At 68.0% G+C, this 9846-nt stretch carries 4 protein-coding genes and 1 pseudogene; 2 read left to right on the top strand and 3 right to left on the bottom strand.

Annotation, left to right across the window (positions count from 1 at the left end):
• Positions 1-231: 231 nt before the first annotated feature.
• Positions 232-399, top strand: a pseudogene (locus tag QFZ82_RS10560) (site-specific integrase); the annotation flags it as partial.
• Between the two features lie 145 nt (positions 400-544).
• Here the strand turns inward: QFZ82_RS10560 and QFZ82_RS10555 are convergent.
• Positions 545-2074 carry a UDP-N-acetylglucosamine 1-carboxyvinyltransferase gene (locus tag QFZ82_RS10555; RefSeq protein WP_307712916.1) on the bottom strand — a complete coding sequence of 510 codons (1530 nt, stop codon included), beginning with the start codon at positions 2072-2074 and terminating at the stop codon, positions 545-547.
• Positions 2075-2671: 597 nt separating this feature from the next.
• On the opposite strand from QFZ82_RS10555, the gene acnA reads away from it, so the two are divergent.
• Positions 2672-5389 (top strand): aconitate hydratase AcnA, encoded by a 2718-nt coding sequence (gene acnA, locus QFZ82_RS10550; RefSeq protein ID WP_307712915.1) that lies wholly within the window; start codon positions 2672-2674, stop codon positions 5387-5389.
• 46 nt (positions 5390-5435) lie between these two features.
• Here the strand turns inward: acnA and QFZ82_RS10545 are convergent, their stop codons facing one another.
• Both QFZ82_RS10545 and QFZ82_RS10540 read right to left on the bottom strand, forming a co-directional pair.
• Complete coding sequence (locus QFZ82_RS10545) at positions 5436-5579, bottom strand: hypothetical protein (RefSeq protein WP_307712914.1); 144 nt, start codon at positions 5577-5579, stop codon at positions 5436-5438.
• A 74-nt stretch (positions 5580-5653) separates the two neighbouring features.
• Positions 5654-9496, bottom strand: a complete 3843-nt coding sequence (locus QFZ82_RS10540) for a GH92 family glycosyl hydrolase (RefSeq protein WP_307712913.1) — start codon at positions 9494-9496, stop codon at positions 5654-5656.
• Between the last annotated feature and the right edge of the window lie 350 nt (positions 9497-9846).

Raw genomic sequence — 9846 nt, 5'->3', positions numbered from 1 at the left:
TGCCGGGCCTTTCCCGTTTCCGAAGAGGTGTGACGTGTTCCCATGACGCATCACTTGGAGTGCCTCGCCATCCTTGAACGCGCCAAGGGGTCCTGACCTGCAGTTTTGTGCGTCTGCATTATGTGCGATATGGGCGTTACCGGTGATATCTTGACGCTGAAATGGCGCCCGTGACGCTCATCTGACGCGCGTTGTGGTGGTGCGCCTCTGTCATCAAGCGTGGCTCGGGTCATCCACCATTTCTATGCCTCAGAGGAACTGGAGGCCGGCGAATCTGTCGTCTCCCTGGCGCGCTGGCTGGGCCACTCCGACCCCGGGTTCACCTTGCGGAAGTATTCCCACTTCCTGCCTCGCGCGGGCGCACGGGGCACCGCCGCCATCGACGCGATCTTCGCGTAGCCTCGGCCCGGACGGCGTCGGGCCCGGACAGCGGCCCGCAGGAGCCCCGGCTCAGGTGCAAAGTCCCACAGAAGTCCCACGGGTGCCGCCGCACCCCCGCCTGACCCGCGTTTCCGCAGGTCAGGTCGGGTGTGGCGGTATCCTGTCAGATGTCCCGGAAGATCTCGATCTGCGCCCCCACCGTGTTCAGCCGCTCCGCCAGGTCCTCGTAGCCCCGGTTGATGACGTACACGTTCCGCAGCACCGACGTGCCCTCCGCCGCCATCATCGCGAGGAGGACGACCACCGCGGGGCGCAGTGCCGGCGGGCACATCATCTCCGCCGCGCGCCAGCGGGTGGGGCCCTCCACCAGGACCCGGTGCGGGTCGAGCAACTGGAGCCTGCCGCCCAGGCGGTTGAGGTCCGTGAGATAGATCGCACGGTTGTCGTAGACCCAGTCGTGGATCAGCGTCTGGCCCTGCGCCACGGCCGCGATCGCAGCGAAGAACGGCACGTTGTCGATGTTCAGGCCGGGGAACGGCATGGGGTGGATCTTGTCGATCGGCGCCTCCAGCTTGGACGGCCGCACGGTCAGGTCCACCAGACGGGTGCGCCCGTTGTCCGCCGCGTACTCGCCGGAGCGGTCGTGGTCGAGGCCCATCTCCTCCAGGACCGCCAGCTCGATCTCCAGGAACTCGATGGGCACCCGGCGGATCGTCAGCTCCGACTCGGTCACCACGGCGGCGGCGATCAGGCTCATCGCCTCGACCGGGTCCTCGGAGGGGGAGTAGTCGACGTCCACGTCGATGTTCGGCACGCCGTGCACGGTCAGCGTCGTGGTGCCGACGCCCTCGACCTTGACGCCCAGCGCCTCCAGGAAGAAGCACAGGTCCTGGACCATGTAATTGGAGGAGGCGTTGCGGATGACGGTCACGCCGTCGTGGCGTGCGGCGGCCAGCAGCGCGTTCTCGGTCACCGTGTCGCCGCGCTCGGTCAGGACGATCGGCCGGTCCGGCGATGTCGAACGGTCCACCCGGGCGTGGTAGATGCCCTCGGTCGCCGTGATGTCCAGACCGAAGCGGCGCAGGGCGATCATGTGGGGCTCGATGGTCCGGGTCCCGAGGTCGCACCCACCGGCGTACGGCAGGCGGAACGTGTCCATCCGGTGCAGCAGCGGCCCGAGGAACATGATGATCGAACGCGTGCGGCGCGCGGCGTCGGCGTCCATGGAGTCCATGTCGAGACCGGCGGGCGGCACGATCTCCAGGTCCATGCCCTCGTTGATCCAACGGGTGCGCACACCGACCGAGTTGAGCACTTCGAGCAGGCGGTAGACCTCTTCGATGCGGGCCACGCGCCGCAGCACGGTGCGCCCCTTGTTGAGCAGCGAGCCGCACAGCAGCGCCACGCACGCGTTCTTGCTCGTCTTGACGTCGATGGAACCGGAGAGACGGCGTCCGCCGACGACTCGGAGATGCATGGGCCCCGCGTAACCGAGCGAGATGATTTCACTGTCGAGCGCCTCACCGATGCGCGCGATCATCTCAAGGCTGATGTTCTGATTGCCGCGCTCGATACGGTTCACGGCGCTCTGGCTGGTGCCGAGCGCCTCGGCCAGCTGACTCTGTGTCCAGCCACGATGCTGACGGGCGTCACGGATGAGCTTGCCGATACGTACGAGGTAGTCGTCTGCCATGGCTGGAGGCTATCTCACATATGAGATGTGATCGTGCGGGCATGGGCTGTTGGAGTGATGCCGCCTTCCGGGGCGGCCGTTCGCCTGTTGGTATGCATTCGAGGGGAGTTCACCCCCTTGTGCCCGAAATCTGGCAGAACACACCGCAAACGTCCGGGCAATCGGTGTCGACGGCGAGGGGGATGTCGCTGCGCAGGTCACGACGCGCGGTCCACGCCGGCGCCTCGTCGAGCCGGCCGGGGCGGGTGGCGCCTGACGGGGTGTCGGTTGCGTGCCGAGGGGCGCGTCGGGCCGGCCCCTCGCGGGGTGGGGCGCGTACCGGAGAGTTTCTCCGGTGCGACGGCCGGTCTACGACTGGTCGACGGCCGGGGCGACGACCGGCGCGGCGGCGGGTCGACGGCCGGGAGGAGGGTGTCCGGGCATGACCGCGCGGCGGTCATGTACTAGAGTTATCTCGACATCGAGATATCTGCCGAAGGCGTACCGCAAGCCGCCTATCGGTAAGGGTTACCTAACTAAGCCTTACCTTAGCGGATCGGCGAGGAGCCGTGGCGGCAGCATTGAGGTAGTACGCGCACATTGATGAAGGAGACTGTCGTGTCGGCGAACAGCTTCGACGCCCGCAGCACGCTGCGCGTGGGCGACGAGTCGTACGAGATCTTCAGGCTGGACAAGGTCGAGGGCTCCGCGCGCCTCCCCTACAGCCTCAAGGTCCTCCTGGAGAACCTGCTCCGCACCGAGGACGGCGCGAACATCACCGCCGACCACATCCGGGCCCTCGGCAACTGGGACTCCCAGGCCCAGCCCAGCCAGGAGATCCAGTTCACGCCGGCCCGCGTGATCATGCAGGACTTCACCGGTGTTCCCTGTGTCGTCGACCTCGCCACCATGCGCGAGGCGGTCAAGGAGCTCGGCGGCGACCCGGCGAAGATCAACCCGCTGGCCCCGGCCGAGCTGGTCATCGACCACTCCGTCATCGCCGACAAGTTCGGCACCGCGGACGCCTTCGGCCAGAACGTCGAGCTCGAGTACGGCCGCAACAAGGAGCGCTACCAGTTCCTGCGCTGGGGCCAGACCGCCTTCGACGAGTTCAAGGTCGTCCCGCCCGGCACCGGCATCGTCCACCAGGTGAACATCGAGCACCTGGCCCGCACCGTCATGGTCCGAGGCGGCCAGGCGTACCCGGACACCCTCGTCGGCACCGACTCGCACACCACCATGGTCAACGGCCTCGGTGTGCTCGGCTGGGGCGTCGGCGGCATCGAGGCCGAGGCCGCCATGCTCGGTCAGCCGGTCTCCATGCTCATCCCGCGCGTCGTCGGCTTCAAGCTGACCGGTGAGCTGCCCACCGGCACCACCGCCACCGACCTCGTGCTCACCATCACGGAGATGCTGCGCAAGCACGGCGTCGTCGGCAAATTCGTCGAGTTCTACGGTGAGGGCGTCGCCGCCACCTCCCTCGCGAACCGCGCCACCATCGGCAACATGTCGCCGGAGTTCGGCTCCACCGCCGCGATCTTCCCGATCGACGGCGAGACCCTGAAGTACCTCAAGCTCACCGGCCGCTCCGAGCAGCAGGTCGCGCTCGTCGAGGCGTACGCCAAGGAGCAGGGCCTCTGGCTCGACCCGGCCGCCGAGCCCGACTTCTCCGAGAAGCTGGAGCTCGACCTCTCCACGGTCGTGCCCTCGATCGCCGGTCCGAAGCGCCCGCAGGACCGTATCGTCCTCGCGAACGCCGCCGAGCAGTTCAAGCAGGACGTCCGCAACTACGTCGACAGCGTGGACGAGGCGGGCCAGGAGTCCTTCCCGGCCTCCGACGCCCCGGCCGTCGCCCCCAACGGCGCCCCGAGCAACCCGGTCACCGTCACCGCCCCCGACGGCTCGACCTACACGATCGACCACGGCGCCGTCACCGTCGCCGCGATCACCTCCTGCACCAACACCTCGAACCCGTACGTCATGGTCGCCGCCGCGCTGGTGGCCAAGAAGGCGGTCGAGAAGGGCCTGACCCGCAAGCCGTGGGTCAAGACCACCCTCGCCCCGGGCTCCAAGGTCGTCACCGACTACTTCGACAAGGCGGGCCTGACCCCCTACCTCGACAAGGTCGGCTTCAACCTCGTCGGCTACGGCTGCACCACCTGCATCGGCAACTCCGGTCCGCTGCCGGAGGAGGTCTCCAAGGCGGTCAACGACCACGACCTCGCGGTCACCTCGGTGCTGTCCGGCAACCGCAACTTCGAGGGCCGGATCAACCCCGACGTCAAGATGAACTACCTCGCCTCCCCGCCGCTGGTCGTCGCGTACGCCCTCGCCGGTTCGATGAAGGTGGACATCACCAAGGACGCGCTCGGCACCGACACCGAGGGCAAGCCGGTCTACCTGGCCGACATCTGGCCGACCGAGGCCGAGGTCAACGACGTCGTCGCCAACGCCATCGGCGAGGACATGTTCTCCAAGTCCTACTCCGACGTCTTCGCGGGCGACGCCCAGTGGCAGGCGCTGCCGATCCCGACCGGCAACACCTTCGAGTGGGACCCGCAGTCCACCTACGTGCGCAAGCCCCCGTACTTCGAGGGCATGACGATGGAGACCACTCCGGTCTCCGACATCTCCGGCGCCCGCGTGCTGGCCAAGCTGGGCGACTCGGTCACCACCGACCACATCTCCCCGGCCGGTGCGATCAAGGCCGACACCCCGGCCGGCAAGTACCTCACGGAGCACGGCGTCGAGCGTCGCGACTTCAACAGCTACGGCTCGCGCCGCGGCAACCACGAGGTCATGATCCGCGGTACGTTCGCCAACATCCGCCTGCGCAACCAGATCGCGCCGGGCACCGAGGGCGGCTACACGCGTGACTTCACGCAGGACGGCGGCCCGGTCTCCTTCATCTACGACGCCTCGCAGAACTACCAGGCCGCCGGCGTCCCGCTGGTGATCCTGGCGGGCAAGGAGTACGGCTCCGGCTCGTCCCGTGACTGGGCCGCCAAGGGCACCGCGCTCCTCGGCGTCAAGGCCGTCGTCGCCGAGTCGTACGAGCGCATCCACCGCTCGAACCTCATCGGCATGGGCGTCCTGCCGCTCCAGTTCCCGGAGGGCGCCTCGGCCGAGTCCCTCGGCCTGACCGGTGAGGAGACCTTCTCCATCTCCGGCGTCACCGAGCTGAACAACGGCACCACGCCGCGCACGGTCAAGGTCACCACCGACACCGGTGTGGAGTTCGACGCGGTCGTCCGCATCGACACCCCCGGTGAGGCGGACTACTACCGCAACGGCGGCATCATGCAGTACGTGCTGCGCAACCTCATTCGTGGATAAGCACAGCCGCGGCTGACGTCCCGGACAAGCCGAAGGGCCGCACTCCTCACCGAGGAGTGCGGCCCTTCGCGTTCCGTCGGAACAGCAGGCGGTAGGTGTTCCAGCCCAGTTCCGCCACGTAGTTCTTCCAACGGAAGGATCGACAGAAGTGGCTCGCCCCGCGAGGCGAGGCGAGCCACAGGATCACCATGTACCTTCCACCGGACATTCACGTATCAATACGTGTCGTGGCGCAAGGAGTTGTACGCGACAGGTGAGCCCTCGCTACCGGCCGAGGAGTTCCACCTCCGCGAGCGACGCCTCGTCCGCGGCCACCAGTCGGTAGTGCGCGTACGCCCCCGGCCTCTCGACCGTGAACACCCGCGTCTGCCGGTCCCAGCGGAACGACTCGCCCGACCGCTTGTCCAGGTCCGTCCACGACCGGCCGTCGGCCGAGCCCTGCAGGACCCAGCCCGTCGGCGCCCTGTCCTTCGCCGCCGACGTCAGCGTGTACTCCACCGCCCGGGTTCCCGGCGCCACCGGCAGGTCGACCGACGTGAAAGCCGCCGACGTGCGCGAGGTGTTGTCGAGGAGCGGGCCGCCGGCCGTGGTCATGTCGTGCCGCGGGGCGGGGACCTTGTCGTCCTGGGTGAGGGAGACGGGCGCGGCGTCCTTGCCCGTGCCCCACGTGGACGGCTCGGCGCCCATCGCGAACTCCAGCGTGCCGCCCTCGGCGATCACCTCGTGCGGCAGCGACGTGGAGTCCCACTTCTCGCCGTTGACCTTCAGGCCCTGCACGTAGATGTTCCGCGAGCTGTTCCTCGGGGCCTTCACGACCAGTTCGCGCCCGTTGTCGAGATGCACGGTCGCCTTCGTGAACAGGGGCGAGCCGATGGTGTACTCCCCGCTGCCCATCACCAGCGGGTAGAACCCGAGCGCGGAGAACAGGTACCAGGCGGACTGCTCGCCGTTGTCCTCGTCGCCGTGGTAGCCCTGGCCGATCTCGCTGCCCGTGTACAGGCGCGACAGCACCTCGCGCACCTTCTCCTGCGTCTTCCACGGCTGGGACGCCGCGTTGTACATGTAGGTGACGTGGTGGGCCACCTGGTTCGAGTGGCCGTACATGCCCATCCGCACGTCGCGCGCCTCGGTCATCTCGTGGATGACGGAGCCGTACGAGCCGACGAACTCCGGCGACGCCGTCTCGGGCGTGGCGAAGTAGGTGTCGAGTTTCTTGCCGAGGCCCGAGCGGCCGCCGTAGAGGTTGGCGAGACCGCGCGAGTCCTGGGGCGCGGTGAAGGCGTAGCCCCAGCCGTTGGTCTCCGTGTAGTCGTAGCCCCACACCCGCGGGTCGTACTGGCCCGACGGAACCCGCCAGTCGCCCTTGAGGTTGCGGCCCTGGAAGAAGCCGGCCTCGGAGTCGAAGAGCGTGACGTAGTTGCGGGCGCGGTTCAGGAAGTACTCGGACTCCTCCCGGTAGCGCGCCTTCTTCGTCTTCTCGTACAGCGCCCTGCCCATCTCGGCGAGCCCGTAGTCGTTGAGGTAGCCCTCCAGCGACCAGGACAGGCCCTCGTGGGTCTCGGTGGAGGCGTAACCGAGGAACGGTGAGGTCTCCATGCCCTTGCGGCCCACGCCCGACGACGGCGGGACCACGGTCGCGTTCTTCAGCGCGGCCTCGTACGCCGCCTCCGCGTCGAAGTCCACGCCCTTGACGTAGGCGTCGGCGAAGGCCACGTCCGAGCTGGTGCCGGTCATCAGGTCCGCGTAGCCCGGGGAGGACCACCGGGAGATCCAGCCGCCGTCCTTGTACTGCTGGACGAAGCCGTCCACCAGCTCGCCCGCCTTCTTCGGCGTCAGGAAGGAGTACGAGGGCCAGGTCGTGCGATAGGTGTCCCAGAAGCCGTTGTTGACGTACACCTTGCCGTCGACGATCTTCGCGCCGGTCCGGGTCGGAGTGTCGGGCCCGGGCATCGGCGAGAAGGGGCTCGCGTACTGGTACCGGGGCTTCTGCTTGCTGCCGGTGTTCTCGAAGCCCGAGTTCGGGTACAGGTACAGCCGGTACAGGCTGGAGTAGAGCGTGGTCAGCTGGTCGTGCGTGGCGCCTTCGACCTCGACCCTGCCCAGCAGGTCGTCCCACGCGTCCTGCGCCTTGCCGCGGACGCGCTCGAAGCCGGTGCCCGCCGGGATCTCGTCGGCGAGGTTCTTCTTCGCCTGGTCCATGCTGATCAGCGAGGTGGCGATGCGCAGGGTCACCGTGCGGTCGTCGCCCGCGTCGAAGCGGAGCCTGCCGCTGACGCCGTCGGCCGCCGAGTCCGTGACCGGCGCGTCGAAGACGCCGTGGACGAACAGCCGCGTGGCACCCGTGGACAGACCGCTCTTGACGTCGGAGAAACCGGTGAAGGACCGGGTCGCGGGATCGAGGGTGAGACCGCCCTGCCTGGTCACGTTGTCGAAGATCACGCTCGCGTCGTCACCGGGGTAGGTGAACCGCATCATCGCCGCGTGGTCGGTCGGCGTCATCTCGGCCTTGAGGCCGTTCTCGAACGTCACGCCGTAGTAGTGCGGGCGCGCCGTCTCGTTCTCGTGCCGGAAGGGCAGCGCCCGGCCGGTGCGCGAGGTGTTCGGGGTGCCCGCCGCGGCGGACGGCATCAGCTGGAACGTCTGCCGGTCGCCCATCCACGGGCTCGGCTCGTGGCTGGTGCTGAACGCCTGCACGGTCGGGAGGTTGTCCGCGTTGTTGCCGCGCGCGTACTCGTAGAGCCAGCTCTGGGAGCCCGCGTTGGTGACCGGGGTCCAGAAGTTGAAGCCGTGCGGGACCGCGGTGGCGGGGAAGGTGTTGCCGCGGGAGAAGGAACCGCTGGAGTTGGTGCCGCGTGTCGTGGAGGCGTAGTCCGACAGGTGCTCCAGCCGCTTCTCGGGCGTCTTGGGCCTGATCGTGACGTCGTCGATCCAGCCCTGGAACTTCGCCGGCCCCTTGGGGGAGTCGTACGCCACCAGGACGCGGTCGACGGTCTTGCCGGCCGCGACCGTGCCGATGCCGGAGGCGACGGCGTTCCACTGGTTGACGTACAGCCGCTTGGCGGCGCCCTGGCCCTGGGGGGTCAGCAGCCCGCCGTGCGAGTCGACGGCCTTCAGGTCGCTCAGGTAGGTGCCGTCGGTGAAGGCGAGGTCCACGGCCACGTTCGTGGCGGGGTAGCCGAGGTCCGTCTCCGCCATGGCCGGGAAGACCTTGTACGACAGCTCGGTGTCGCGCCGCACGGCGATGTCGACGTCGAAGACCTTGTTGTACGAGTAGGCGCGGCCGTCCGGCGTGTGGGTGCCCGCGTACCGCAGCGCCCGCTTGCCGGTGAAACCGGCCCCGGCCTTGGCGGTGGGGGAGCCGCTGGGACCGCGGTCGACCTGGGTGCGCATGTCGTCCGGAACGGGGGTGCTCGTGTCGCCGCCTGAGAACTGCACGTCCGCGAGCTGGGTGATGCCGGACGCGCCGTTGTTCTTCGTGATCTCCAGGCGGTAGTGCGCGTACGCCGTCACCTCGGACGGCGAGCCGATGTCGTACGTCTTCGTCTCGAAGCGCTTGGCGAAGGTCTCGCCCGCACGCGTGTCGAGGACGGTCCACGTCTTTCCGTCGGCCGATCCCTTGAGCGTCCAGTCCCTGGGGTCGCGCTCGGCGAAGTCGTTGGCGGACGTCAGCGCGTAGGTGGCGACCTTGACCGGCTCGTCGGTGTCGAACTCGACCCATCCCGTGGGCTCGAAGGTGAGCCACTTGCTGCCCGGCAGGAGGTCGACGAGATTTTCCTTCGTCTCGCCGGCGCCGGTGTTCTCGCCGCTGGCGCGCAGTTCGATCACCTTGTCGGTGACATTGCCCGGTATTCCGCTCGAGAATCCGCCGTCCACGCCCGACGACCGCTTCTTTCCGTCGGTGCCGACTTCGACGGTATTACGCCAATTGGGCTGTTTTTCATCCGCTTCGAAGGACGACGTGAATTCCCGGTCCGCGGCGGGGGATTGGCCGGACTGTGCGGGAAGGGCGACGGCGGCGGAGGGGGCCGTCAATATGAGGAGTGAGGCGCTCACCGCGAGGGTGACCGCGTGGACTGGTCTCTGCCGGGGTCGGAGTCTGGGCTGCATCCCGGGTCATTCCTCCAGGGGAAAGGCGCGTTGGACAACGTTGTCAGGCGCGAGGCGCAGGATCCAGTAGGGAGCCAAGCTTCCTTCGGTGTCAAGGGTGTTGGCGATGCGGGCGGGTCGGAATATGGTGTTCCGCGAAGATTGCAGCGGTCGTAAGGGTGTGCAGGGGTCGTATGTATCCGCGAGGTCTCAACTCGGGAAAGACTGCCGTCCAACCTTGCATTCGATCTTGCTCACTTGGCGGGAAGTGGACTATACCTGTCGGCGTCCGTATAGCAGTTACAGGTTGCGGGCAGGGGGGAACGAGCGGCGGCCGGGGCCACGCGGACCGGCGGCCGTGAAATGGTCCG

The sequence above is a fragment of the Streptomyces sp. V4I23 genome, from assembly GCF_030817975.1.
Taxonomy (GTDB): Bacteria; Actinomycetota; Actinomycetes; order Streptomycetales; family Streptomycetaceae; genus Streptomyces.
This window is presented reverse-complemented; position numbering and strand designations above follow the sequence as displayed.